Source organism: Mesorhizobium sp. M1050, assembly GCF_040318715.1.
Classification (GTDB): Bacteria; Pseudomonadota; Alphaproteobacteria; order Rhizobiales; family Rhizobiaceae; genus Mesorhizobium.
On record NZ_JAMYMV010000084.1, the window covers coordinates 1 to 23,841 of the forward strand.

General features: G+C 61.7%; 27 protein-coding genes. 17 read left to right on the forward strand and 10 right to left on the reverse strand.

The genetic code is table 11. The features are described 5' to 3' along the window. The 4 genes from NKH57_RS29305 to NKH57_RS29320 form a co-directional block, all read left to right on the forward strand. Positions 1-420 (forward strand): RNA polymerase sigma factor (locus tag NKH57_RS29305; protein ID WP_352949592.1); only part of this gene is annotated, 420 nt, incomplete at its 5' end. Continuing rightward, entirely contained in the window at positions 417-1,208 is a 792-nt protein-coding gene (locus NKH57_RS29310; protein ID WP_352949594.1) for an anti-sigma factor family protein, read from the forward strand. The genes NKH57_RS29305 and NKH57_RS29310, both read left to right, overlap by 4 nt. 204 nt (positions 1,209-1,412) lie before the next feature. Beyond that, positions 1,413-2,510, forward strand: coding sequence for a peptidase C39 family protein (locus NKH57_RS29315; RefSeq protein WP_352949596.1), 1,098 nt, complete (start codon positions 1,413-1,415; stop codon positions 2,508-2,510). Between the two features lie 5 nt (positions 2,511-2,515). Beyond that, positions 2,516-3,979 carry a RimK family ATP-grasp domain-containing protein gene (locus NKH57_RS29320; protein ID WP_352599200.1) on the forward strand — a complete coding sequence of 488 codons (1,464 nt, stop codon included), beginning with the start codon at positions 2,516-2,518 and terminating at the stop codon, positions 3,977-3,979. A 265-nt stretch (positions 3,980-4,244) separates the two neighbouring features. Here NKH57_RS29320 and NKH57_RS29325 read toward each other — a convergent pair whose 3' ends face one another. The 3 genes from NKH57_RS29325 to ygfZ all read right to left on the reverse strand — a co-directional run bounded on the left by NKH57_RS29325 (position 4,245) and on the right by ygfZ (position 7,940). Further along, positions 4,245-6,383: a putative bifunctional diguanylate cyclase/phosphodiesterase gene (locus NKH57_RS29325; protein WP_352949598.1), complete on the reverse strand. Its 2,139-nt coding sequence runs from the start codon at positions 6,381-6,383 to the stop codon at positions 4,245-4,247. A 61-nt stretch (positions 6,384-6,444) separates the two neighbouring features. Continuing rightward, positions 6,445-7,080, reverse strand: coding sequence for an HD domain-containing protein (locus tag NKH57_RS29330; protein WP_352599196.1), 636 nt, complete (start codon positions 7,078-7,080; stop codon positions 6,445-6,447). Next, on the reverse strand, positions 7,080-7,940 hold the full coding sequence (gene ygfZ / locus NKH57_RS29335) for a CAF17-like 4Fe-4S cluster assembly/insertion protein YgfZ (RefSeq protein ID WP_352949600.1): 861 nt from the start codon (positions 7,938-7,940) through the stop codon (positions 7,080-7,082). The genes NKH57_RS29330 and ygfZ overlap by 1 nt, the downstream gene beginning before the upstream one ends. A 75-nt stretch (positions 7,941-8,015) precedes the next feature. Between ygfZ and NKH57_RS29340 the strand changes: the two genes are divergently transcribed. Both NKH57_RS29340 and NKH57_RS29345 read left to right on the forward strand, forming a co-directional pair. Beyond that, complete coding sequence (locus NKH57_RS29340; RefSeq protein ID WP_352949602.1) at positions 8,016-9,347, forward strand: dihydroorotase; 1,332 nt, start codon at positions 8,016-8,018, stop codon at positions 9,345-9,347. A 50-nt stretch (positions 9,348-9,397) separates the two neighbouring features. Next, positions 9,398-9,625 carry a hypothetical protein gene (locus tag NKH57_RS29345; RefSeq protein ID WP_352949604.1) on the forward strand — a complete coding sequence of 76 codons (228 nt, stop codon included), beginning with the start codon at positions 9,398-9,400 and terminating at the stop codon, positions 9,623-9,625. Positions 9,626-9,683: 58 nt separating this feature from the next. Here the strand turns inward: NKH57_RS29345 and NKH57_RS29350 are convergent, their stop codons facing one another. The 4 genes from NKH57_RS29350 to NKH57_RS29365 form a co-directional block, all read right to left on the reverse strand. Beyond that, a complete protein-coding gene (locus NKH57_RS29350; RefSeq protein ID WP_352949606.1) occupies positions 9,684-10,472 on the reverse strand; it encodes a hypothetical protein in 789 nt (262 codons plus the stop codon). Between the two features lie 70 nt (positions 10,473-10,542). Then, a complete protein-coding gene (locus NKH57_RS29355; RefSeq protein ID WP_008874920.1) occupies positions 10,543-10,800 on the reverse strand; it encodes a hypothetical protein in 258 nt (85 codons plus the stop codon). Positions 10,801-11,258: 458 nt separating this feature from the next. Next, complete coding sequence (locus NKH57_RS29360) at positions 11,259-11,636, reverse strand: TIGR02301 family protein (protein ID WP_031261008.1); 378 nt, start codon at positions 11,634-11,636, stop codon at positions 11,259-11,261. Between the two features lie 93 nt (positions 11,637-11,729). After that, a complete protein-coding gene (locus NKH57_RS29365; protein ID WP_023762065.1) occupies positions 11,730-12,164 on the reverse strand; it encodes an NUDIX hydrolase in 435 nt (144 codons plus the stop codon). 120 nt (positions 12,165-12,284) lie between these two features. Between NKH57_RS29365 and NKH57_RS29370 the strand changes: the two genes are divergently transcribed. After that, positions 12,285-13,046 (forward strand): SOS response-associated peptidase, encoded by a 762-nt coding sequence (locus NKH57_RS29370; protein WP_352949609.1) that lies wholly within the window; start codon positions 12,285-12,287, stop codon positions 13,044-13,046. A 70-nt stretch (positions 13,047-13,116) separates the two neighbouring features. Here the strand turns inward: NKH57_RS29370 and NKH57_RS29375 are convergent, their stop codons facing one another. Next, entirely contained in the window at positions 13,117-13,272 is a 156-nt protein-coding gene (locus tag NKH57_RS29375) for a hypothetical protein (RefSeq protein ID WP_023762063.1), read from the reverse strand. Between the two features lie 387 nt (positions 13,273-13,659). Between NKH57_RS29375 and cysS the strand changes: the two genes are divergently transcribed. The 10 genes from cysS to NKH57_RS29425 all read left to right on the forward strand — a co-directional run bounded on the left by cysS (position 13,660) and on the right by NKH57_RS29425 (position 22,210). Continuing rightward, positions 13,660-15,093 (forward strand): cysteine--tRNA ligase, encoded by a 1,434-nt coding sequence (cysS, locus tag NKH57_RS29380; RefSeq protein WP_352949611.1) that lies wholly within the window; start codon positions 13,660-13,662, stop codon positions 15,091-15,093. A gap of 298 nt (positions 15,094-15,391) precedes the next feature. Continuing rightward, positions 15,392-15,799, forward strand: a complete 408-nt coding sequence (locus tag NKH57_RS29385; RefSeq protein ID WP_352599184.1) for an endonuclease domain-containing protein — start codon at positions 15,392-15,394, stop codon at positions 15,797-15,799. Beyond that, complete coding sequence (locus NKH57_RS29390) at positions 15,796-16,182, forward strand: VOC family protein (protein WP_352599182.1); 387 nt, start codon at positions 15,796-15,798, stop codon at positions 16,180-16,182. The genes NKH57_RS29385 and NKH57_RS29390 overlap by 4 nt, the downstream gene beginning before the upstream one ends. Positions 16,183-16,188: 6 nt before the next feature. Next, on the forward strand, positions 16,189-16,680 hold the full coding sequence (locus NKH57_RS29395; protein WP_023762059.1) for a GFA family protein: 492 nt from the start codon (positions 16,189-16,191) through the stop codon (positions 16,678-16,680). Further along, positions 16,677-17,153, forward strand: coding sequence for a GFA family protein (locus NKH57_RS29400; protein WP_031261007.1), 477 nt, complete (start codon positions 16,677-16,679; stop codon positions 17,151-17,153). The genes NKH57_RS29395 and NKH57_RS29400 overlap by 4 nt, the downstream gene beginning before the upstream one ends. Further along, positions 17,150-18,109: a prolyl aminopeptidase gene (gene pip, locus NKH57_RS29405; RefSeq protein WP_352949614.1), complete on the forward strand. Its 960-nt coding sequence runs from the start codon at positions 17,150-17,152 to the stop codon at positions 18,107-18,109. Before NKH57_RS29400 ends, pip begins: the two co-directional genes overlap by 4 nt. A gap of 187 nt (positions 18,110-18,296) precedes the next feature. After that, positions 18,297-19,913: a citramalate synthase gene (gene cimA, locus NKH57_RS29410; RefSeq protein WP_352949616.1), complete on the forward strand. Its 1,617-nt coding sequence runs from the start codon at positions 18,297-18,299 to the stop codon at positions 19,911-19,913. A gap of 4 nt (positions 19,914-19,917) precedes the next feature. Continuing rightward, a complete protein-coding gene (locus NKH57_RS29415; RefSeq protein WP_352949618.1) occupies positions 19,918-20,457 on the forward strand; it encodes a hypothetical protein in 540 nt (179 codons plus the stop codon). Between the two features lie 130 nt (positions 20,458-20,587). Continuing rightward, on the forward strand, positions 20,588-21,514 hold the full coding sequence (gene rarD / locus NKH57_RS29420) for an EamA family transporter RarD (RefSeq protein ID WP_352949620.1): 927 nt from the start codon (positions 20,588-20,590) through the stop codon (positions 21,512-21,514). A 9-nt stretch (positions 21,515-21,523) separates the two neighbouring features. Further along, positions 21,524-22,210, forward strand: a complete 687-nt coding sequence (locus tag NKH57_RS29425) for a glutathione S-transferase family protein (protein ID WP_352949622.1) — start codon at positions 21,524-21,526, stop codon at positions 22,208-22,210. A 12-nt stretch (positions 22,211-22,222) separates the two neighbouring features. Here NKH57_RS29425 and NKH57_RS29430 read toward each other — a convergent pair whose 3' ends face one another. After that, positions 22,223-23,221: a transporter gene (locus NKH57_RS29430; RefSeq protein ID WP_352949624.1), complete on the reverse strand. Its 999-nt coding sequence runs from the start codon at positions 23,219-23,221 to the stop codon at positions 22,223-22,225. A 176-nt stretch (positions 23,222-23,397) separates the two neighbouring features. Next, positions 23,398-23,688 (reverse strand): muconolactone Delta-isomerase family protein, encoded by a 291-nt coding sequence (locus tag NKH57_RS29435; protein WP_352949626.1) that lies wholly within the window; start codon positions 23,686-23,688, stop codon positions 23,398-23,400. Positions 23,689-23,841: the final 153 nt, after the last annotated feature.

Sequence of the window (23,841 nt, forward strand, 5' to 3'; positions counted from 1 at the left end):
CAGGATTGCCTCGAGCGGGCGCTTGTGCGGCTCGATAACTGGCAGACAGGAGAAAGCCCCCGTAGGTGGCTGTTTACGATCATGCATCATTTGTTCATCGACCAGATGCGCAAGGTGAACCGCCGCGGCGAGGCGGCGATGCTGCCATTAGCGGCCGCTGAGGCAGTCGCCCAGCCGTCCGAGCAGATGGAGAGCATCGCCTCGCGCGAGATCATCGACGCGTTGCAGGCGATCAGCCCCGACCGCCGCGCAGCCCTGGTCATGGTTGCCATCGAAGGCTTCTCCTATGCCGAAGCCGCCAGCATTCTTGCCGTGCCCGCCGGCACGCTGATGTCGCGCATCGCGCGCGGGCGTGAGGAATTGCGCGGATTGCTGGACGACACGGCGCGTCGCCGCGCGATAAGGATCGTCGAGAAATGATCCGCCGTGACTTCTCCGAACGTGACATCCACATGGCGCTCGATGGCGAGTTGCCCAGCGACGAGCGCGCCGCCTACGAAGCCTGGCTCGACGCCAATCCCGAGATGAAGGCCAAGAGCGCCCGCTTCACCGCCGATCGGACGGCGTTGCAGGCCGCCTTCGCCGGAGTGCTGGACGAACCCGTGCCTGCGCGGTTGCGCAAAGTCGTGCTCGGCGAGGCACCGGTCAAGGTCGCGATGCCACGCTCGCGCTGGTGGCTTGCCGCGGCCGCTGCCGTGCTTGTGGTCGCCGGCGGGCTTGGCGGCTACCTTGCCGGCATCGATGGCATCGGGCTGGAGAACCCGGCGGAGGATCGGCTGGCCGAGCAGGCAATCGCGGCCCATGTCGTCTTCGCCGCTGAAAAGCGGCATGCGGTCGAAGTGCCGGCCAGCGACAAGGATCATCTGGAGACCTGGCTGTCCAATCGGGTAGGGCTGAAGCTGGTGGCGCCGGACCTGACCGCGAACGGTTTCCAGTTGGTCGGCGGCCGGTTGCTGCCAGCCGGAGAGAGCAAGGCCGCGATGCTGCTCTACGAGGACGGCAAGGGCCAGCGCATATCTCTCTTCGTGACGGCACAATCAGCGGAGAACGCCAAGGGAACTTATGCATCGGCGGAGGACGGTCCCCGGGCCGTCTACTGGCTGGACAAGGGCTATGGCTGCGCCGTCGTCGGCTCGCTGCCGCGCGAGCAATTGGCCATCGTGGCAAAGAGCGCCTATGGTCAGCTTCTGGCCGGCCTGGCCAGTTGAAAGGCGCCGCTTTTGATGGCAACACCGATCTATGTTGGTGATCTGGTTCAACGCGTTTTTACATCGCCGACTGCTGTCGAATCTGTCACAATTCGGCCCTATTCGAGGTGCGATAGCGCTTTCTGGCCATCAGTATTTCGACTGATGTCTTGAACGTTTCAAGTAGGGCATTTCCCACCACCAATCGAGGTTCTCTGAAGCCGCATGCCTGCCGAGATCCGCACGGCCCGCGCGTCTGACGTCGATGATCTCGCCGCCATAGAGAAAGCTGTTTTCTCGACCGACCGTATTTCCCGCCGCTCCTTCCGCCTGTTCATCGAACGTGAAACCGCCGAGACCCTGGTCGCCGAAGTCGATGGCCGCGTGGCCGGCTACGCGATCGTGCTGTTTCGCAAGGGAAGCGGTGTGGCGCGCCTCTATTCGATCGCCACCGGTCCGTTTTTCGGTGGGCTAGGTGTCGGCCGCATGCTGCTCGGATCCGCCGAAGAGGCCGCCTTCGAACACGATCGCATGATGCTGCGTCTCGAGGTGCGCGAGGACAACAGCCGCGCGATCTGCATCTACGAACAAGCCGGCTATCGCAAGATCGGCCGCGAACCAGGCTACTATGAGGATGGCGAGACGGCGCTGCGCTACGAAAAGACCTTGCGCGGCGACGTTTCGATCGCCACCAAGGTGCCGTTCTACCAGCAGACTTGCGAATTCACTTGCGGCCCGTGCTGCCTGATGATGGCCATGGCCAATTTCGATCGCGGCTTCGTGCCGGATCCGGTCATGGAAATCCGCCTGTGGCGCGAGGCGACGACCGTCTTCATGATGTCGGGGCCGGGCGGGTGTGAGCCTTTCGGCCTTGCTGTCTCGGGGTACGAAAGCGGGCTTGCGGCGGAGGTCTACGTCTCCTTCTACGGCGCGCTGTTCCTGCAATCGGTGCGCAGCGAGGACAAGCGCCGGGTGATGGAACTGGCCCAGGTCGACTTTCGCCGGCGCGCGGAACTTTACGGCATCCCGGTGAATTACCGTCCGTTCACCATCGACGATATCAGAGCCGCGATCGCTGGGGGAAAACTGGTGCTGGTGCTGATCAGCGGCTTCCTGATGTTCGGAAAGAAGGTGCCGCATTGGGTGCTGGCGATCGGCGATGACGGCGACCATATCCTGATCCACGATCCTTGGGTCGAGGACGAAAGGCAGGAGACGATCCTTGATGCCGCCAATATTCCCGTGCCTTACGGCATCTTCATGAACATGGCGCAGTTTGGCCGCGACGGACTGCGTGCCGCCATCACTCTGGGAAAGCGCTGATAACAATGACCTGGGTTATTCTTACAGGCAGGCAGAGCGATCTCGACCAGGTGGCGACACCACACAAGATCATCACCAATCGCGACTATCTCGCGCATCCTTCGTTGTTTCGCGGCCAGCGCCCGAAAGTCATCAACCTCTCGAACAACTACGCCTACCAGAGCCGAGGCTACTATGCCTCGCTGCTGGCAAGCTCGCGCGGGCATAAGGTGATCCCGACGGTCGAGACGATGATCGATCTGTCGGAGCGCAAGCTTTATGAGCACGCGCTGCCGGAACTGGAGCTGGCGCTCAACAAATGCCGCAAGGACCTCGGCGGCGCCTTCCCGCAAAAAGTCTGCATCTTCTTCGGCATCGGGCCGTCGAAAATCTGGGACCGTTTCGCCAAGCTGTTGTTCGACTGGTTCCGCGCACCGGCGCTTGAAGTCCACATCAAGGACAGCGCCGAATGGGCCTCGATCCGCAAGATCGGCTTCCATCCGCTGGCGCGCATGACCGAGGACGAGGAAAAAAGCTTCATCCAGTGCCTGGAGACCTACACCAACCGCGAGTGGCGCGACACCAAGGGCCGCACGCCGGCGCGCTACACCTTCGCCACGCTGGTCGATCCGCATGAGGAATTGCCGCCGTCGGAGATATCGTCGCTGCGCTACTGGGCCAAGATCGCCGAAAAGATGGGCGTCGAAATCGAGCCTATCACCAAGCGGGACCTCGCCAAGCTCGCCAACTACGACGCGCTGTTCATCCGCGAGACGACTTCGATCTCCAACCACACCTATCGTTTCGCCCGCCGCGCCCAGCAGGAAGGCATGCCGGTCATCGACGATCCATTGTCGATGATCCGCTGCACCAACAAGGTCTATCTCAACGAGCTGATGGCCTACAACAAGGTCCCGGTGCCGCCGACAGTGATGATCGCCGGTACCTCGGACCTCGAACTGGCGGCGCAGACACTGGGCTTTCCGCTGGTGCTGAAGATCCCGGATTCGTCATTCTCGCGCGGCGTCAAGAAGTGCGCCAACTTCGATGAACTGAAGACGCTCGCCACCGAATGGCTGGAGGATTCCGATCTTCTGATCGCGCAGAAGTTCATTCCGACCGAATATGACTGGCGCGTCGGCGTGCTCGGCGGCCAGCCACTGTTTGCCGTGCATTATCTGATGGCCAAGAAGCACTGGCAGATCGTCAATCACAAGGCCAACGGCAAGCCCGACCAGGGCGGCATCAAGACCTTCACGCTGAAGGAAACGCCGGCGCATGTCGTCGAGACGGCGGTAAAGGCGGCGCGCTGCATCGGTGACGGGCTCTATGGCGTCGACCTCAAGGAAACCAAGGACGGCGTCTTCGTCATCGAGGTGAACGACAACCCCAACCTCGACCATGGCTGGGAGGACTCCGGCGAAAAGGACGAAGTCTGGGTGCGGCTGACGCAGTGGTTCCTGGAGCGGCTGGATCGACCGGGGCGGTAGTCAACCGGGCTTCGAGGTTTTTGCCGGCTGAAGTCGCAAGGAAATTTACCGCACCTTTCGTGATGGGGACCAGGCGAGCTCCGCGTGCACCACATCGCGGCTGACATAACCGCATAGAGTTGCATGCCGAGCATCACGCGGTGCGCCTTCTCATCAACTGCCGCAGTTTCATACGCTGATTGGAGGGCATTTGAAAGGTGGTCGAGCCGAGCTATGTCAGCTTCCACGGCAAATACTTCGAGATGCTACGCTGATGAAGGCCGGCTCACCCGGTTTGGCTATGCACCGAACGGGATTCTAACAGGCGCTGAATATCGGCCGCCTTTGACGGCACGCCGATCAGATAGCCCTGCGCCTCGTTACAGCCATTGCCTCTCAGCATGTCGAGCTGCGCCTCGGTCTCGACACCCTCGGCGGTGACGGTGATGCCAAGCTCGGCACCCAGCCCAATGACGGTGCGAACGATCGCCGCAGTGTCGCGATTGCCCAGATCGTGGATGAACGAACGGTCGATCTTGATCTTGTCGACGGGAAAACGCCTGAGATAACCAAGCGAGGAATAGCCGGTGCCGAAATCGTCGAGCGCGATGCGAATGCCGAGCCCACGCAACTGCCGCAATGTTCTCAGCACGGCTTCACTCTCATCCATCAGCACGGTTTCGGTGATTTCCAGTTCCAGCCGGTCGGCGGGCACGCCGGAAAAGGCGAGAGCCGAGATGACGCTACGGGCAAAGTCGCCGCTTTTGAGCTGCACGGCCGAGACATTGACCGCGATGTGCAGGCCGGCTGGCCAGCCTGCCGCAGCGGTGCAAGCCTTTCTAAGCGCCCACTCGCCAAGCGGCACGATCAGTCCGGTTTCTTCGGCGACCGGAATGAACTTGTCGGGCGCCACCGTGCCCCGCTCCGGCGAATGCCAGCGCATCAAGGCTTCGGCACCGACGATCTCACCGGAGGCGATGTTCATGATGGGCTGGAAATCGAGATCGAATTCCTGTCGAGGCAGCGCTGCCTCGAGATCGGTCTCGAGTGCGCGTCGTGCCCGCACCATGGCGTCCATTCCGGGCTCGAAAAAACGGTACAGATTGCGCCCTTCGCTCTTCGCCCGGTAGAGCGCCGTATCGGCGTTTTTCAGCAGCGTATCGGCGTCGCTGCCATCGTCGGGAAACACAGCGATGCCCATGCTGATGCCGACATGCATATCGCGGCTCTTGTCGCGGAAGGGTTTTGCGATCGTTTCGACGATCCGCTTCGCCAGTTTCTCAGCATCGGCGATACCCTTGAAATTGAACTGGATAATGACGAATTCGTCGCCGCCGAAACGGGCGACGACATCCGTTTCACTGCGCAGGCAACGCTGCAGCCTGTCGGCCACGGTCTTCAGCAGCCAGTCGCCGGCCGGGTGCCCCCAGCTGTCGTTGATGGCCTTGAAGCGATCCAGATCGAGCGAGAAGATTGCTAGCGGCGTAGCCGCCGGGTCTTCCAACGCAAGGTCGAGGCGTTCGCGAAACATCTGGCGGTTGGGCAACCCGGTCAGCGTGTCGTGATGCGCAAGATGTGTCATGCGCTCTTCGGTGCGGCGGCGTTCGGTGACGTCGTCGAAGGTCGCCACCCAGCCGCCGCTCATCGGCTGGCGTGTGACCAGAATCGTCCTGCCGTCGGTAAGATGCCGATACGCCGAATGCATTTTCCCTGCCACCAGGCAGGCTTCGGTTTTGGCGACTTCGCTATCGACGTCGATCTTGGTATAGATGCCAAGTTCCAGCAATCGTTCGAGCGCGTCGCGGTGCGTCGTCCCGAGCGGGAAGTCCGCCGCGGTGACTTTGTAGAGTTCCAGAAAACGCCCGTTGCGCACGATCATCTTGCCGTCGGCGTCATACATCAGCAGGCCCTGCGACATGTTGGCGAGCGCGGCGTCGAAGCGGCGGTGCTGCTCCTTGAGCTCTTGTTCGGCGCGCCGGTGTTCGGTGATGTCCTCGTAGATCGAGACCCAGCCGCCCAGAGCCAGCGGGCGATGCGAGATGTTGATGATGCGACCATCCGACAACGTCTCCTCATAGGTCGAGGGTTTCGCCTGGTCGATATAGGGCTTGCGGATGGCGTAGAGCTGTTCGGCGCTTTCCGAGGCGATGCCTATGTCGACGCTATGGCGCAGAATGTCGAGGAACGGGATGCCGGGCCGTATCACCTTAGGGTCGAGACAGAAGATGTTGATATAATTGCCGTTGCAGATGATCATCCGCTCGTCGGCGTCGAACATGCAAAGGCCATGCGACATGTTTTCGACCGCGGCCGAAAAACGTTCGTTCTGTTCGCGCAATTCGTCTTCCATGTGGCGCGAGCGATCCATGCCTTCGGGCTCCCGATCCGGGACGGCCGAACCACCCTTGGCATCAGCGACGGGCATGAGGCGCCTGCGGATCGTCATCGAACGAGCTACTGTGGTCGCCGCCGGTTAATTTAGCGTTTTAGCCGACCGCGGACGCCGAAGCTTGATGCCGCGACCTCTCGATGGCGGAAAACCGCTTCAGGAACGCATTCTGCGCCCAGGTCACCGATCGCGGCGTGAGGTCGAAGCGGTCGGCATTGAAGCCGCGCGGACGGCCGAAGAATTCGGTCGCCTCGGCGGTCGAAAACCCGGCAAGCAGCGTCGCCTCGAAATAGGCGGCGATCTGGTCGGCGCGCTTGATCTCCTTGCGCAGCGCGGCGGCTGGTTCCGGCGGCAGCGAGAAGCGCAGATGGATGGCGCGCTGCAACCGCAACTCACAGTCCTTGTAGCTTCCGCCCATCACCGATTTGAACGGTGAGATCATGTCGCCGATGACATATTCGGGGGCGTCGTGCAGTAGCGCGGCCAGCCGCGCATCAGGCGAAGCCTCAGGCACCAGATCGCAGAACAGCGCCTCGACCAGCAGCGAGTGCTGGGCAACCGAAAAGGCATGTTCGCCGCTGGTCTGGCCGTTCCAGCGGGCAACGCGAGCGAGCCCATGCGCAATGTCCGAAATCTCGATATCGAGCGGCGAGGGGTCGAGCAGGTCGAGTCGGCGGCCCGACAGCATGCGCTGCCAGGCGCGTGCCGGCGCGCCGACACGGTCGGCCGCCATCAGGCCTCCTCCGCGCTGACGGCTTCCTGCGGGAAGGCGAATTTTGCCCAGGCCGGGATGGCAAGTGAAACGGTGGCGTCCCCGGCCATGATCGGCTGACCGGCGTCGATCGCCGCCTTGATCCGGTCGATGCGGGCAATAGCCAGACCGGTCGTGCCGACAGTCGAGCCGAGCGTGCCAACCGGCCGTCCCGCGACGGTTAGATCGGTGCCTGATGCGGGCAGGGACCTGTCGGCCGATGCAATCAGTACGCGCCGCCTGGCGGTGCCGCGATGCTGCATGCGCGAGACGACCTCCTGGCCGACATAGCAGCCCTTTCTGAACCCGACACCGCCGGTTTCGTCCAACAGCACGTCATGGGGGAAAGCGTCTCCAAGTTGGTAGTCGCTGCCGCTTTCGGCAACACCGCCGGCGATACGGAAGGCGTGCCATGCGGCGAGGTCGCTTCGATCATCAGTTTTGCTATAGGAGCGCGTGACGGCGCCGCTCGGAAAGCGCGTGTCGGTCACCGCCGTTGAATCAGATTGTGAGGGCGTTGATTCAGGTCCCCATGCGACGGTGACAAGCGCCTGATCGGATTTGGCAATCTCGACTTTGGCGCGCAGTTTGTAGAGCGTCAGCCGGCGCATGAAATCGTCCGAGATATCGGCACGGCATTCGAGCCGGAATGCATTCTCGCCAGCGCGCGAGATCAGGAAATCGAAAAGGATCTTGCCTTGCGGCGTCAGCAGCGCGCCGGGCTTCGCTTCGCCAGGAGCCAATATGTCGAGATCGGTGGTCAGGATGTTCTGCAAAAAATGCTCGGCGTCGGGACCCGAGACGGAAATGAGGGCGCGGTCTTTGAGCTGGGCAAAGGGCATGGGCGGAAAAGCAGCCTGATCTTGCAAAATGGTCGGCCTTTACGTAAGCCGCTGGCACTCCCCCCGCAAGAGAGCATGGCCATGATCTACGACCTCATCCTGACAGGCGGCACAGTGGTCAACCATGATGGCGAAGGGGTCCGCGATATCGGCGTGAAGGTCGGGCGCATCGCCACCATCGGCGATCTCCGCCAGGCTTCGGCCGGCGAGACGATCGACTGCCGCGGCCTGCATATCCTGCCGGGAGTCATCGACAGCCAGGTGCATTTTCGTGAACCTGGACTGGAGCACAAGGAAGATCTGGAAACCGGTTCGCGCGCGGCGGTGCTTGGCGGCGTTACCGCCGTGTTCGAGATGCCCAACACCAATCCCTTGACCACCAGCGAGGCAGCCCTTGCCGACAAGGTTCGGCGCGGCAGCGGTCGCATGCACTGCGATTTCGCATTCTGGGTCGGCGGCACGCGCGAGAATGCGAAAGATGTCGGCGAGCTCGAGCGGCTGCCGGGTGCGGCCGGGATCAAGGTCTTCATGGGCTCGTCCACCGGCGATCTGCTGGTCGAAGACGACGAGGGCGTGGCATCGATCCTCCGAAACACGCGCCGTCGCGCCGCCTTTCATTCCGAGGACGAGTTCCGGCTGCGCGAGCGTCTGAACGAACGCATCGATGGCGATCCGTCATCGCACCCGGTCTGGCGAGATGAGATCGCCGCCTTGCGCTGCACCGAACGGCTTGTACGCATCGCGCGCAATGTTCGCGCCCGCATCCATGTCCTGCACATCTCGACGGCCGAGGAGATCATGTTCCTCGAACAGCACAAGGATGTCGCGACCTGCGAAGCGACGCCGCATCATTTGACGCTGAGCGCGGACGATTATGCGCGGCTCGGTACGCTGATCCAGATGAACCCGCCGGTGCGCGCCGCGCGCCATCGCGATGGCGTGTGGCACGGCATCGCGCAAGGCATCGTCGATGTGCTCGGCTCCGACCACGCGCCGCACACGCTGGCCGAGAAGGCAAAGCCCTATCCGGCCTCGCCCTCGGGGATGACCGGCGTACAGACGCTGGTGCCGATCATGCTCGACCACGTCAATGCCGGCCGATTGACGCTGCAACGCTTTGTCGACCTGTCCAGCCACGGCCCGCAACGCATCTTCGGCATGGCGAGAAAGGGCCGCATCGCCGCCGGCTACGACGCGGACTTCACCATCGTCGATATGAAGCGGCGCGAAACCATCACCAACGCGCAGGCCGGCTCGAAAGCTGGCTGGACGCCTTATGACGGGAGAGAAGTGACCGGTTGGCCGCTCGGCACCGTCATTCGCGGCCGCCGGGTCATGTGGGAAGGCGAGATCGCCACGCCAAGCCAGGGCAAAGCGGTGGAGTTTTCCGAGGCATTGGTTGGATAGCTGGTTCAAGCGTCGGATTTTAACCGGCGATCCATTAAGTTAAGAGGGCTATGAACGCAGATATCGCGCCCATGATTGTCCCTGCCGAGCTTCCAGAGCTTGGTGCACTTGCTTGGAATCGCGACCCTGCGCGCTCGATTCCAGCCGAGGAGGCATTTGCGCTATACGAGCGAAATTGGCGTTTTGTCGATCAAAAGCGTCTTACGACGCGTGAAAAGCTGCTTATCCAGACTCTGGCAGATAAGTTTGGTCACGGCATCCTTTTGACCACTGTCTGAAGTTCCTTTCGGCCGGATACCGGCATCGACGAGGGACCGCGTCGATAGCTGGCGGAACTCAATCCCCGGCGACGAAGAAGGTCCATTGTCCGGTGGGCGTAATGCCGACACGGTAGAAAATGTAAGCGCCGAACTGCTTCATGTCGTCGAAATCGCCAGCGGTGACGATCTTGAACAGTTCGACCCGCTGCTTGGCATCCAGCTTGTCCAACGGCATGGCAAAGAAATACGGCCACACATAGAGTTCTTCCGGCTTGCCGGCATCGAGGTGAACATAACCGGCATTGAGCACCTCTTCGAGGATGGCAAGGATCTCCTGGCCATCCGGATCACCCGAGAGGCCTTTAAGGAAGGCGATGGCGTCGCCGTCTATGTCGGTCAGCGATATCTGCGTCATGCTGTCGCCCGTACCGATCAAGGGCCGCAGTTTTTCGATGTCGCCGCCCTTGCAGGCCTCGACGATCAGATCATGCATGCGCCGGACCGGTTCCGGCAGCTTGCCGAGATCGTAGACAACCTCCGGCAGGGGCGTGTCTGGATCGACGCGCGGCCTGGTCACGCCGCCATCTGCCGGGCTGTCGGGCTCGGATTCGGCCGGAGCAGCCGGCTGGCCGGCCGGAGGCGGCGTTCCGACTGGGTTGGGCATCGGCACGGTGCTTCCCGGGGGCGACATGTCGTCGTCCGTCGGCTGCGTGACTGTTGGAGGTAGCTCTTCGCGCTTGATCTCGCTCAGCGCATAAGCGGGGCTGCTTGCGAGACATACAACCATGGGAATCGCGGCACAGCAAGCGGCGAAGCAGATGCAAAGGACCAAGCCACGCGGCTCGCCTGACATCGAAAAACTCACTGCCCGTTTCTCCCTGCTTCCGGGCATGACGCCCGAGCGGCGTTCCGTCGTCAAAGAGCCGGACGTCGGTTCAGTGCCGCAGCCGTTCAGGTTCGAAGGCGCCAGCAATCACCTTTTCACGCATACGGTCGAGCAGGGCAAGGGCCGAGGTCTCGCCATTGGCACGCAACATCTCACCGAAGGCGGTTTCGAGCGCTGCTTCGGCAATGATCTCGGGCTCTATGCCGGCGGAGAGACCTTCCGCCCAGGCCTCGCTGTGGCTTTCCACGGCGGTCAGGCGTTTTTCTTCCCGGACCAGCGCGTCGATGTCGTTGACACCATGTTCCATAAGCGAATGTCCACCTTTCAAGCAGCGATCCATCGATGTGGATCAGGCCTGATCTGTTCATTTCACACGCGAGGCAATTAAGTATTTGTAAATACGACATTTTTTTGATCGTATGTTACAAAGACCGGTTGCCTTGCGCGAGGCTGCGTTCGACCCGAGTCAAACTTAGCCGATTAGCGCGGCACGCGGGGCGAAAACCTTCAGTTTGAGTTAATTCCGCATTCTCGCGATAAGGTTTTGTTAATACTGTTGCAGAAGCGCCACATGAGGATTGCACCAAGATATCGCCTGGCACAAGCCGGACATGTCGGCTGTCACCGGCAATGGCCCGGATAATTGTTGATGAGGAGTTGAAACGCCCAAAGCACGTCGCTTTTCGTTGGAGTCAGGCAACGCGCTCTAGGCTTTCTAATTTATGCCGTCTTATCCAAAGCCGCTGCGCACTTTGGGCGACATGCCTAGTTGCCGTAACGCGAGGCGATATCGCGTGACAGCGTCTCGCCTTCCTTCATATAGCGGCTGATGGCTTCGGTCGCCGAGGGTGTGCACTGCGTATAAGTGCCGCCGAAGGAGCGATAGCCGCGATTGAAGCTGGCGATGAAACGGGCGCGCCGCTCGGCATCCGGATTTTCCGAATCGAGCAGCTTCTCCATCTCGACACGCCACTGGTCGCCCTTCTCGCCGCATAAATTGCGCAGGAAATGCAGCGACCCCAAAACCTCCGCCAATCGCATCAGCCCCGGCTCGAACGGCGACTCGGCGCTAAGTGCGGGCCGTATCGAAACGGCTGCGCTGACGGACAGGCATATGGCGAGGAGCATGGATGAACGGTTCATGAATCTTCTCTGCCGAACGGCATAAGCCGTTCTGGCTTTGCCAGACAGCATAAGTCTTTGTGACGAAACAATTTGTCGCCTGCAAGGCGATTTTCAGGACTGGGGCCTGCCGTGTCCGCCGGGATTCAACAAGTCTTCGGCAACCGCGAACACCGAGCCGGCAAGCGGCAGTGTCGCCATCTCGCTGAGCGTATAGAACGCAGCCGTCTCGGCGTCGTCGCTGGCCACCGCCTCACCGCCGGCATAGGCTGCGCCGAAGACCGTGAGGAGATAATCGACGGGGTGGCTGTCGTCCCTGCCGTCGATATGGATTTCCCGAAGCGGGTGGTAATCGGTGGCCCGCAAGCCGGTCTCTTCCAGCAGTTCGCGGGCGGCAGCCTGCTCCAGCGTTTCGCCGGGTTCGACCTTGCCCCCCGGAAAGGCATAGAGTCCTCGCGAGGGTTGCCGGGCTCGCTTGACCAGAAGCACGGTATCCGCACGCACGATGGCGACCGAGACTGCAGGCAGTATCTTACGCGCTTCGTTCATGGATCCCGATCAGGCGTGGAGGTAGTTGTGGACCGCCCAGCATGGGCGAGCTTTAGCGGTTGCGCAACGCCGGTTCCATCGCCACTTTTGAACCAGACCATTCGAGGGCAGCAACAGACAATGTGCGGACGTTTTGCCTTGACCGCGACGCCGTATCAGACCGCCGCCGTGCTGGGCTTGGCCGAACTGGAGGAGTTCCCGCCACGCTACAACATCGCGCCGACACAGCCGGTCCTGATGGTGATCGCCGGCCCTCCGCGAGCGCCGGGCTCGAATCTGCCGGACCGCCAGCCGATGCTGGTGCGCTGGGGGCTGATCCCGACCTGGGTGAAGGACACAAGCGAGTTTCCACTGCTGTTCAACGCGCGTTCTGAGGGCGCTGCCGAAAAGGCCTCGTTCAAAACGGCGATGCGCCATCGCCGTGCTTTGGTACCGGCCTCCGGCTTCTACGAATGGCGGCAAACCGGTGGCAGGAAGGGGCAACCCTACTGGATCAGACCCAAGCATGGCGGGTTGGTCGCCTTTGCCGGATTGATCGAGACCTATGCCGAGCCGGGCGGTTCGGAAATGGACACCGGCGCCATCCTGACAGTCAACGCCAATGCCGATATCGCGCATATCCATGATCGCATGCCGGTGGTGATCGATCCCAGGGATTTCGCCCGCTGGCTGGATTGCCGCACGCTCGAGCCGCGCGATGTGGCCGACCTGTTGCGGCCGACACAACTCGATTTCTTCGAGGCAATTCCCATCTCCGACCTCGTCAACAAGGTCGCCAACACTGGACCGGAGATTCAGGAGCGGGGCGAGATCGGGCCGGAGCCCGAGAAGGTCAAGCGCCGGAAGCCCGGCGCGGACGACAGTCAGATGACGCTGTTTTAGCCTGAGGCCGTTGTTGAGAGGCGCATATCGGCGCCATCATGCCCGGCTATGCGGCCGGTCGCAAACCGCTTCAGGCGGCGCGGGGCGACACGATCTTCTGTGCCGGCTTGTTCTTCTTCGCGGTGTGCAGAAGGGCGGCGACGATCGCGGCAGGACCGACTGCGCGATAGTGGTTGGCCAGCGCCGGTTGCTTGGCGCGGTTGGATTCTTGTTTGCTGCGAGGCATGTCTCTCTTCCCAGATAACATTTTCGTGTCCGCGTTTGATGGCCGATTCTGACCAAATCGTGACGCCTGCTGATCTAGTCGACGAATGTTTCATGACTGTGCCGACATGTTTAATAAAATGTCTCTGTGCATCATTACCTGTGATCCAGCGACGTTTTTGCCGAAACTAGCGACTTGACGGCAACACTGGCCAAGGCGATAAAGCCGGCCATGAAAACGTCTTTCGCCATTTGTGGCATTTGCATTATTGGCTAGCCTCGCGCTGGTCCGGACGTTTTCGCCTCATCTTTCCCAGATTGGACAAACGCCCCGGCCAGCAGGCTGGAATTCGGTCTTGCGCCTCGGCGCTAGGCGGGGTCCTGAACACAACAGACCGGGAAGGCACGAATGTCTGACGCATCGAAGGGCCTGCGCCTCTACAACACGCTGACGCGGACGAAGGAGGATTTCATCCCGATCGATGCGCGCAATGTGCGCATGTATGTCTGCGGCCCAACCGTCTATGACTTTGCCCATATCGGCAATGCCAGGCCGGTGATCGTCTTCGACGTGCTGTTCCGCTTGCTGCGCCATGTCTATGGGCAGGCGCATGTCACCTATGTTCGCAACATCACCGACGTCGACGACAAGATCAACGCGCGCGCCTTGCGGGATTTTGGCGGCGAGATCGCCTCAGGCAAGCTTTCGCTCAATGAAGCGATCCGGAGGGTCACCGAAAAGACCGCCGATCAGTTTCACCGCGACGTGGCGGTTCTTGGCTGCTTGGAGCCGACGGTCGAGCCGCGCGCCACCGAATTCGTCGAGCCCCGAGCTGACGGTAAGGTGGACATGATCACCTTGATCCAAAGCCTGATCGAACGCGGCCATGCCTATGTTGCCGCGGGCGAAGTCCTGTTCGACACGGCGTCGATGCCTGACTACGGTCAATTGTCAAAGCGCAATCTCGACGAGCAGCAGGCCGGCGCCCGCGTCGCCGTCGACGCGCACAAGAAAAATCCCGGCGATTTTGTCCTCTGGAAGCTGTCGTCGCCGGAGGAGCCGGGCTGGAATTCGCCATGGGGCCGAGGCCGGCCGGGTTGGCACATCGAATGCTCGGCAATGTCGGCCGCCTATCTTGGCGAAGTCTTCGATATTCATGGCGGCGGCCTCGACCTGATCTTCCCGCACCATGAAAACGAGATCGCCCAGTCGCGCTGCGCCCACGGCACCGATGTGATGGCCAACATCTGGATGCACAATGGCTTCCTGCAGGTCGAAGGCCAGAAGATGTCGAAGAGCCTTGGCAATTTTTATTCGATCAACGAATTGCTGGAGACCGAGACCTTCGGTGGCCGCAAATGGCCGGGCGAGGTGCTGCGGCTGGCGATGCTGATGACGCATTATCGCGAGCCGATCGACTTTTCCGTGCGCAAGCTGGAAGAGGCCGAGAACACGCTGCGCAAATGGAAGCGGGCGGCGGACCTAGCGTCGGCGGCGGGGCAGTTGCCGGTGGAGGTCATCGATGCCTTGTCCGACGATCTCGCCACCTATGCTGCCTTCCAGGTTTTGACCCAATTGGCCGGCGAGGCAGCCGACGGCAACGATGCCGCAGCGTCGCTGAAGGCGACGCTTCTGTTCCTCGGCTTCGATGTCGCGTCGGCGAAGGTCGATGAAGACTACATCGCCAAGGCCATCGCCAAGCGCCTGGCATTCATCGCCGCGAAGAACTGGGCCGAGGCCGACCGCATCCGCGATGAACTGCTTGCACAAGGTATACAGTTGAAGGACGGCAAGGACCCGGTCACTGGCGAACGCATCACCACTTGGGAGGTGAAGCGGTGAGGTTGGCGCGAAACTCTTTTGCAAGGTTGGCGGAGACGCTGGCGACAGCCAATCTCCCCCCTTGCGGGGGAGATGTCCGGCAGGACAGAGGGGGGTGTGAAGGAACGCCAGCGTTACCGTTTGCACTCCCTCGTTTCAACCATTTCCCGAGAAGGCAGCGGCCTTCAGCGGATAGGCCGGCGGGACAGCACCCCCCTCTGCCCTGCCGGGCATCTCCCCCGCAAGGGGGGAGATTGGCAGCTCCACCGAGTAGACCTGTTCTGCAACGTTTAGCAGCCTTCTCGTACGAAGGTGCCTGATGGGTCACGACCTCGTCCCATCACGCCAGCGCAAGAACGCAAAATCCATGCGTCGTGTGATGACCGACGCCGAGCTGAAGCTCTGGAACGAGCTTCGCGCGCATCGGCTAATGGGCTTAAGCTTCCGCCGGCAGGTGCCAATCGGCCCTTATATCGTCGATTTTGCCTGCTCGGACAAAAAGCTGATCATTGAGGTTGATGGTAGCCAGCACGCAGACGCTGAGCACGTAGAGCGCGATTCAGAGCGCAGCGCATATTTGAAGAGTAGCGGCTGGACCATCCTGCGCTTCTGGAACGACGACGTCATTCGCGATATCGACAATGTCTGCCAGCACATCGTGATCGAGGCCGGCCTTGCCGGCGCCGAAATGCCGGCGGGCGAACGAGCAAGGGAGGCAATTTCATGATCGACCATCTCGGCATCACTGTTGCCGATTTCGACGCTTCGAAGGCTTTCTATGACAAGGCGATGGCGCCGCTTGGGGCCTCGCTGCTTTACATGGTGCCGCTCGAATACACCGGCGGCGCCAAGGTCGGTGGCTACGGCCGTGACCGCCCGGTGTTCTGGCTGAGTACCGGCAAGGACAAGCCGAGGGACCGCCAGCACGTCGCTTTCACCGCGCGCAGCCGCGCCGAGGTCGAAGCCTTCCATGCCGCGGCACTTGCCGCCGGCGGCAAGGACAATGGCGGGCCGGGCCTGAGACCACACTATCACCTGGACTACTACGCCGCCTTTGTCCTCGATCCCGACGGCAACAATGTCGAGGCCGTCTGCCATGCCACGGAGTGAGCGGCGATGAGCCTCGACAATCGGCCGATCTATACCGGCGGCTGCCAGTGCGGCGCGGTGCGCTTTCGCGTCGAAGGCGCGTTGGGAGACGCTTCGATCTGCCATTGCCGCATGTGCCAGAAGGCGTTTGGCTCGTTCTACGCGCCGCTTGTTTCAGTGCGCGGGGCGAAGCTCGACTGGACGCGCGGTGAGCCGAAATATTTTCGCTCATCCAACCATGTCGATCGTGGTTTTTGTGCCAATTGCGGCACGCCGCTGACCTTCACCGCGCCGGATGGTGTCGGGCTGGCGATCGGTGCGTTCGACAATCCGGCGGAGATCGTGCCGTTGATCCAGTGGGGCACGGAGGCAAAGCTGCCCTATGTCGATACGATCCCGGAACTGCCGGGCGAGGAGACAATGGCCGATATGTCGGCGGCCCCCTATCTGGCCGATCTCGTCTCCTATCAGCACCCAGACCACGACACCGAACAATGGCCGCCAAAGGAGAAGTCATGACCGATCAGGTAAGAACCGGCGGTTGCCAGTGCGGCGCCGTGCGTTTCCGCATTCATGGAGCGCTCGGCCGTCCCTCGATCTGCCATTGCCGCATGTGCCAGAAGCAGTTCGGCTCGTTCTTCGGTGCGCTGGTGACGGTGCCCAGGGATGGCGTCGAATGGACCCATGAAGAGCCGAGTTACTTCCAGTCGTCGGTCAACATCGATCGTGGCTTCTGCGCCCGCTGCGGGACGCCGCTTACCTATCGGCAGCCTGGTGGACTGGAGATCGCCATCGGCGCCTTCGACGATCGTTCGGACCTGGCACCGCAGATCCAGGTCAATTACGCAGCGCGGCTGCCCTGGGTGGAGACGATCTTCGACCAGCCCGTTCACCAAGACCCCGACTACTACGCGAGGCAGGAGCAGATCATCTCCTTCCAGCACCCCGACCATGAAACAGCGGACTGGCCGATCAAAGGTTTGCAACTATGAGCTGTCAATTGCGTACCCTCTACCCCGAAATCGAGGCGTTCGATTCCGGCATGCTCGATGTCGGTGACGGCCATCGGGTCTACTGGGAGCGTTCCGGCACCAAGGGCGCCAAGCCGGCGGTATTTCTGCATGGTGGGCCGGGCGGCACCATCTCGCCAAAACACCGGCGACTGTTTGACCCGAGCCTTTACGACGTCATCCTGTTCGACCAACGCGGCTGCGGAAAATCGACGCCCAATGCCTCGCTCGAAGCCAATACGACATGGCATCTGGTTGCCGATATCGAACGGCTGCGCGAAATGGCCGGGTTCGACCAATGGCTGGTGTTCGGCGGCTCCTGGGGCTCGACCCTGGCGTTGGCCTATGCCGAAACGCACCCTGAACGGGTCAGCGAACTGGTGGTGCGCGGCATCTACACGCTGACGCGCGCCGAACTCGAATGGTACTATCAGTTCGGCGTCTCTGAAATGTTCCCGGACAAATGGGAGCGGTTCCTGTCGCCGATCCCCGAGGCCGAGCGTGGCGACATGATGGCCGCCTATCGCAAGCGGCTGGTCGGCAGTGACCACAAGGCCCAGATCGAGGCAGCGCGCGCGTGGAGCCTGTGGGAAGGCGAAACCATCACGCTGTTGCCGGAGCCGGAGACCAGCGGACCGTTTGGGCAGGACGACTATGCCGTCGCCTTCGCCCGTATAGAGAACCACTATTTCGTCCATGCCGGCTGGCTCGAGGAAGGGCAGCTGCTGCGCGACGCGCACAAGCTGAGCGAGATTCCCGGTACCATCGTCCACGGTCGCTACGACATGCCGTGCCCCGCGCGCTATGCCTGGGCGCTACACAAGGCCTGGCCGAAGGCGGATTTCCACCTGATCGAGGGTGCCGGCCACGCCTATTCGGAGCCGGGGATTCTTGACCGACTGATCCGCGCGACGGATGGTTTTGCGGGGAAGAAATGACAGTGCCATTCGCCCCCCTCTGTCCTGCCGGACATCTCCCCCTCAAGGGGGGAGATTGGCTTGCATTTCGGCTTTCGCAAATATTCGGCGCAGCAAGGGATGGCGGAGCATTCGAGCTGCCGATCTCCCCCCTTGAGGGGGAGATGGCCGGTAGGCCAGAGGGGGGTGCTCGCGCACCCGCAGGACTATGAAAAAACAACGCCTCTATCTCTTCGACACCACACTGCGCGATGGCCAGCAGACGCCGGGCATCGACTTTTCCGTCGAGGACAAGATCGCCATCGCCAAGCTGCTTGACGCCTTCGGCCTCGACTATGTCGAGGGTGGCTATCCCGGCGCCAACCCGACCGACACGGCCTTCTTCCAGGAGAAGCGGACGACACGTGCCAAATTCGCCGCCTTCGGCATGACCAAGCGGGCAGGGGTATCAGCGTCCAACGATCCCGGCCTTGCCTCACTGGTGCAATCTAAGTCGGACGCTATCTGCTTCGTCGCCAAGAGCTGGGACTACCACGTCCGTGTCGCGCTCGGCTGCACCAACGAAGAAAACCTCGACGCCATCAAGGCCTCTGTCGAAGCGGCGATCGCCGCCGGCAAGGAGGCGCTGGTCGACTGCGAGCATTTCTTCGACGGCTTCAAGGCCAATCCCGGCTATGCGCTGGCGTGTGCCAGGACCGCCTATGATGCAGGCGCGCGCTGGGTGGTGCTGTGCGACACCAATGGCGGCACGCAGCCGTCGGAAGTCCGCGCCATCGTCGAGAAGGTTATTTCGTCCGGTATGTCAGGCGATCATCTCGGCATCCATGCCCATGACGACACCGGCCAGGCGGTGGCCAATTCCCTGGCCGCCGTCGAGGCCGGCGTGCGCCAGATCCAGGGCACGCTCAACGGCATCGGCGAGCGCTGTGGCAACGCCAATCTGATCTCGATCGTGCCGACGCTGGCGCTGAAGCCGGCCTTCGCCGATCGTTTCGAGACGGGCATTTCGGCTGAGGCGCTGACTGGCATTTCGCGTCTGTCGCGCGCTTTCGACGAGCTCTTGAATCGCGCCCCGGAAGCGCAGGCGCCTTATGTCGGTGCCTCGGCCTTCGCCACCAAGGCCGGCATCCATGCCTCGGCGCTGGCCAAGGAGCCGGCGACCTATGAGCATGTGCCGCCGGAAACGGTCGGCAACCGCAGACGCGTCATGGTTTCGGACCAGGGCGGCAAGGCCAATTTCCTAGCCGAACTGAAGCGGCGCGGCATCGACGTGCCGAAGGACGACCACCGGCTCGATGCGCTGATATCAGTGGTCAAGGAGCGCGAGGCCGAGGGTTACGCCTATGAGGGCGCCGACGCCAGCTTCGAGCTTCTGGCGCGCAAGATGCTGCACGGCCTGCCGGAATTCTTCAACGTCACCTCGTTCCGCTGCATGGTCGAGCGCCGCTTCGACGCCAACGGCCAGTTGAAGACGGTGTCCGAAGCGATCGTGAAAGTGCTGGTCGACGGCGAGGAGAAGATGTCGGTGGCCGAGGGGCATGGCCCGGTCAACGCACTCGATATCGCGCTGCGCAAGGATCTCGGCAAATTCCAGGGCGAGATCGCCGACATGGAGCTTGCCGACTTCAAGGTGCGTATCCTCAATGGCGGCACCGAAGCGATCACTCGCGTGCTGATCGAATCGCATGACGGCACCGGCGCGCGCTGGTGGACGGTCGGTGTTTCCGAAAACATCATCGACGCCTCGTTCCAGGCGCTGATGGATTCCATTGTCTACAAACTGATGAAGAACCGCGAGATGGCCGGCCTGGTGGCGGCGGAGTGAGGCGATGGGTTTTTCGATCAGCTGGCTAGGCTTTCGCGATTACGGCGCAAAGGAAGCCGCCGCTTTGTTCGGGCGTCAACTCGGTGATCCATCCGAAGATTTCGATGCGCCAATAAGCGTCTATGCCAGCGAAAAGCACTGGGCGATCATCATTCTCCAGCCCTGCAGTTTCCCAAACCCGCCCTCCCAGTATCTGGCCGCGATTTCGCAAGGCCGCGAAGTCATAATGGCACATATAGAAGAGCATATGATGTTCGCACGTGTCGAACTCTGGCGCAACGGCAAGAATATCTGGCAAGTATGGCATGGCGCCGACAAGAATGTCAGGGATCTGCATACCACGGGCGATCTTCCATCATCATTTGAAGCGTTAAAACGGCGATGTTTTTCAAAGCAGGACGAAGAAGACATCAAAGGTACCGCAGTCGATTTTGTTTTTGACCTTCCTCTTGATCTTGCGGCCGAGCTGACGGGCTTCCGGCACGATGAAGGTGCTCCCGACCGCACTTTCTTCGAGCTAATTGAGAAGACGGCTCAGCCCTAGAATCGTATTGCGGACGAATAAGCTTGCAATGCATTCAGGACAATGGCGGTTGAACCATCAGCGAAAGTCCATTGATCCATCAGAACTTTGCGATGGTCTTGGCAAAGTGGCTGGGCCATAGCGTTGGCCCATGGCCACTGAAGCAATTATCCTGGACGCTGATTCCAAGGCCCGTCGCGGCTTCCTGCTCGCACTGGGCGCTTATTTGCTATGGGGAATGCTGCCCTTCTACATGAAGGCCGTGGCGCATCTGCCGCTCGCCGAAGTCATTGCCCACCGCATCGTCTGGTCAGTGCCGATCGCCGCCGCCGTTCTGGTCTGGGCCGGCCGCACGGCGGATTTCAAGGCGGCACTGCGTTCGCCGCGCACTATCGCCATGGCCGCGCTGACGGCGGCGCTGATCTCGGTCAACTGGGGCGTGTACGTCTGGGCGATCGCCGTCGACCGCACGGTCGAAACTGCGCTCGGCTATTACATCAACCCGCTGGTCAGCGTCGTCGTCGGAGCCCTTTTGCTTGGCGAGCGGCTTGACCGGCTTCAGATCGCAGCAGTGGTACTGGCGGCGGTCGCCGTCGCGGTACTGACCATCGAAGGCGGCAAGCTGCCCTGGGTGTCGCTGGCCTTGGCGTTTTCCTTCGCCGCCTACGGCTTCTTTCGCAAGACGCTGCCGATAGGCCCCAGCCAGGGGTTTCTGCTCGAAGTGCTTTTGCTGTCGGTGCCGGCGCTTGGCTACATCATCTATCTGATCGCGACCGGACAGGACCACATCGTATCCGGCAATGCCACGGACACCGCGTTGCTGATCGGCTGCGGTCCGGTCACATCGGTGCCGCTGCTGTTGTTCGCCTTCGGCGCCAAGCTGCTGCGCCTCTCCACCATCGGCATCATGCAGTACATCGCGCCGACTATGGTGTTCCTGATCGCCGTGCTGATTTTCGATGAGCCTTTCGGCACCACCCAGGCCATCGCCTTTGCGCTGATCTGGACGGCACTGGCGATGTATTCCTGGTCGATGTTGACGACCGCGCGCAGGGCTGCGCCGAAGCCCGCACAGTAAGAGATTCGGATGTACCTGCTGCATATCGCCAACAAGAACTATTCCTCGTGGTCGCTGCGGCCATGGGTGCTGATGCGGGCGCTGGATATCCCATTCGAGGAGCGGCTGACGCCATTCCCGACCGGATCGAGTTGGGAGCTCTACCGGTCGTTTTCACCCAGCGGCCGTGTGCCGTGCCTGATCGACGATGGTTGGGCGGTCTGGGATTCGCTCGCCATCGCCGAATACCTGGCGGAGCGCCATCATGGCGTTTGGCCCGTCGAAGCCAAGGCACGCGCCTGGGCACGCTCGGCCGCCGCCGAAATGCATTCGAGCTTCACCGCACTGCGCGGTGACTGTCCGATGAGTTGCGGCGTGCGGGTCAAGCCGTTTCCGATGTCCGACGCGCTGAAGCAGGATCTCTTTCGCCTCGGCGATCTTTGGAACGATGGTCTCGCCCGTTTCGGCGGGCCGTTTCTGGCCGGCGCTCATTTTACTGCCGTCGACGCCTTCTTTGCTCCCGTGGCATTTCGGGCTCAGTCGTACGGGCTCGTTTTCGAAGGGGCGGCCGTCGCCTATCCGGCGCAATTGCTTGCCTTGCCGGCGATGCGCGAATGGTATGCGGCTGGCCTTGCCGAGACCTGGCGCGAGCCCGACCATGAAGCGGAAGTCGCCGCCGCTGGCACCGTCATCGAGGATTTTCGCGCCTCGGTGTGAAAGCCGCTGGCGTTACATTCCCCGGCCGAGCCGCCTGACGAACAGATAGGTGGCGGCAGCGATAACGAGCGATACCGCCGATACCACCCAAAAACCCATCGGCGTGTTGACCAGAGGCAGGCCGCCGACATTCATGCCGAACAGGCCCGAGATGATGGTCATCGGCAACAGCACCGCGGTCATGACAGAGAGGACATAGAGGAGTTGGTTCGACTGCATGGTCAGCTTGGCCATCAGCTCGTCCTGCAACAGCCTAGTGCGCGCCTGCAACTGCTCGCCGTCGTGATAGAGCGTATGCGCCCGTTGCGAGAGCCTGACCGCCATGTCGTTGATCGGGTCAGGCAGCTCGTTGCGATGCGAATGATCGAGATGCCGGAACAGATTGGTGATCGTCGCCATCTGCCGATGGATCACCACCAATTGTCGGCGCGCCTCGACCAGCGCTTGTCGTTCATTGTGCCATGCATCGCGCACGACACGGTCCTCGATGCCGTCGAGCGTGTCGCCCAGCTTGCGGAGCTCGGCCGACATGCCGTCGAGCGACTGGCCCGTGACCGCCTCTATCAGTTCCGCCGGCGAGCGGAATTTCCGCGATCCATTTTCCACCGCCTTGCGGACGGCGTCGACCGATTCCAGCGGCTGCTTGCGAGCGCCGATCAGCATCGTGTCGTTGAAGGCGAAGCGGAAATGGACGAGTCCGCGCGCCTCCGAAAAGTCGTGCCTGAGATCCGGCAGATCGCCATAGAGCCAGCCATCCTCGAAGTCGATGTGGCAGCCATGGCTCGGAGCAAGGAAGGCGTCGCGCACCGGCCCCGGCAAAGCCCTTTCGGCGCCGATCTCCTGGCGTGCGTGCAGGTCAGTGATCTGGTAGCTGCGCCATGTCCAGTGCGCGGCCGCGGCGTCCCTGGTTCGCACGCCCTCTGCGGTGAAGTAATAGATGAAGAACAACCCGTGCTCATCAGGCAGGTAAGGCGACAGGTCGGTGCCTTCCGGGGCGAGAGCGATATCCATGGGCGAGGCGCCAGATTCAGGTTTCGAACATGGCGCCGCGTGGCGGTCGCCTGATCCCAATTTCTAGCACGTGCGAAGCCGGTTTCGTGTGACGGTTTCTTGACAGCCGATCACAGCCTGTCGATCGCCGCGTCAATCCGGTGGTGACGCCTTCGCCGCCACCGGATTGCGTCCTCTCAACGCTTCGGGCCGAACCCAGGGTAAGGATTGAGCGGCACGATTGCGGAGATATCCATCATGCCGGCCTTGATCAGGGGCAAGGTGGCGAGATGGCCGCGCACGTCTGCGTCGCTGCCGGCCTCGAACATCATGCCACTGCCTGGTATATCGCCGCGGTTCCATACCTGGCGGACCGCGCCTTCGGCGTAAAGCGTTCGGCGCTGTTCGGCCTCAGCGGGCAGCAGCGGCGCGAAATCGGCATCGGTAAACTTTTCGGTGTTGCGAGTGAGAAGGGCAAAGAACTGCATGTCGGTCTCCTTTGGTTGGGATGGCCGAGTATCACTCCCACTGGTCAGACTGTCCAAGACTGATTAGGCTAGTGCCCGTCCATAAACGGTAAGCTGCTGAAATTACTGGAGGAATCACCAAATTTCCGCAGGAAAGGCCCGACGGTTTCAGGT

Coding starts and splice junctions, on each gene's coding strand:
- NKH57_RS29310 (WP_352949594.1), top strand. CDS start 417: ATGATCCGCCGTGACTTCTCCGAACGTGACATCCACATGGCGCTCGAT.
- NKH57_RS29315 (WP_352949596.1), top strand. CDS start 1,413: ATGCCTGCCGAGATCCGCACGGCCCGCGCGTCTGACGTCGATGATCTC.
- NKH57_RS29320 (WP_352599200.1), top strand. CDS start 2,516: ATGACCTGGGTTATTCTTACAGGCAGGCAGAGCGATCTCGACCAGGTG.
- NKH57_RS29325 (WP_352949598.1), bottom strand. CDS start 6,383: ATGCCCGTCGCTGATGCCAAGGGTGGTTCGGCCGTCCCGGATCGGGAG.
- NKH57_RS29330 (WP_352599196.1), bottom strand. CDS start 7,080: ATGGCGGCCGACCGTGTCGGCGCGCCGGCACGCGCCTGGCAGCGCATG.
- ygfZ (WP_352949600.1), bottom strand. CDS start 7,940: ATGCCCTTTGCCCAGCTCAAAGACCGCGCCCTCATTTCCGTCTCGGGT.
- NKH57_RS29340 (WP_352949602.1), top strand. CDS start 8,016: ATGGCCATGATCTACGACCTCATCCTGACAGGCGGCACAGTGGTCAAC.
- NKH57_RS29345 (WP_352949604.1), top strand. CDS start 9,398: ATGAACGCAGATATCGCGCCCATGATTGTCCCTGCCGAGCTTCCAGAG.
- NKH57_RS29355 (WP_008874920.1), bottom strand. CDS start 10,800: ATGGAACATGGTGTCAACGACATCGACGCGCTGGTCCGGGAAGAAAAA.
- NKH57_RS29360 (WP_031261008.1), bottom strand. CDS start 11,636: ATGAACCGTTCATCCATGCTCCTCGCCATATGCCTGTCCGTCAGCGCA.
- NKH57_RS29365 (WP_023762065.1), bottom strand. CDS start 12,164: ATGAACGAAGCGCGTAAGATACTGCCTGCAGTCTCGGTCGCCATCGTG.
- NKH57_RS29370 (WP_352949609.1), top strand. CDS start 12,285: ATGTGCGGACGTTTTGCCTTGACCGCGACGCCGTATCAGACCGCCGCC.
- NKH57_RS29375 (WP_023762063.1), bottom strand. CDS start 13,272: ATGCCTCGCAGCAAACAAGAATCCAACCGCGCCAAGCAACCGGCGCTG.
- cysS (WP_352949611.1), top strand. CDS start 13,660: ATGTCTGACGCATCGAAGGGCCTGCGCCTCTACAACACGCTGACGCGG.
- NKH57_RS29385 (WP_352599184.1), top strand. CDS start 15,392: ATGGGTCACGACCTCGTCCCATCACGCCAGCGCAAGAACGCAAAATCC.
- NKH57_RS29390 (WP_352599182.1), top strand. CDS start 15,796: ATGATCGACCATCTCGGCATCACTGTTGCCGATTTCGACGCTTCGAAG.
- NKH57_RS29395 (WP_023762059.1), top strand. CDS start 16,189: ATGAGCCTCGACAATCGGCCGATCTATACCGGCGGCTGCCAGTGCGGC.
- NKH57_RS29400 (WP_031261007.1), top strand. CDS start 16,677: ATGACCGATCAGGTAAGAACCGGCGGTTGCCAGTGCGGCGCCGTGCGT.
- pip (WP_352949614.1), top strand. CDS start 17,150: ATGAGCTGTCAATTGCGTACCCTCTACCCCGAAATCGAGGCGTTCGAT.
- cimA (WP_352949616.1), top strand. CDS start 18,297: ATGAAAAAACAACGCCTCTATCTCTTCGACACCACACTGCGCGATGGC.
- NKH57_RS29415 (WP_352949618.1), top strand. CDS start 19,918: ATGGGTTTTTCGATCAGCTGGCTAGGCTTTCGCGATTACGGCGCAAAG.
- rarD (WP_352949620.1), top strand. CDS start 20,588: ATGGCCACTGAAGCAATTATCCTGGACGCTGATTCCAAGGCCCGTCGC.
- NKH57_RS29425 (WP_352949622.1), top strand. CDS start 21,524: ATGTACCTGCTGCATATCGCCAACAAGAACTATTCCTCGTGGTCGCTG.
- NKH57_RS29430 (WP_352949624.1), bottom strand. CDS start 23,221: ATGGATATCGCTCTCGCCCCGGAAGGCACCGACCTGTCGCCTTACCTG.
- NKH57_RS29435 (WP_352949626.1), bottom strand. CDS start 23,688: ATGCAGTTCTTTGCCCTTCTCACTCGCAACACCGAAAAGTTTACCGAT.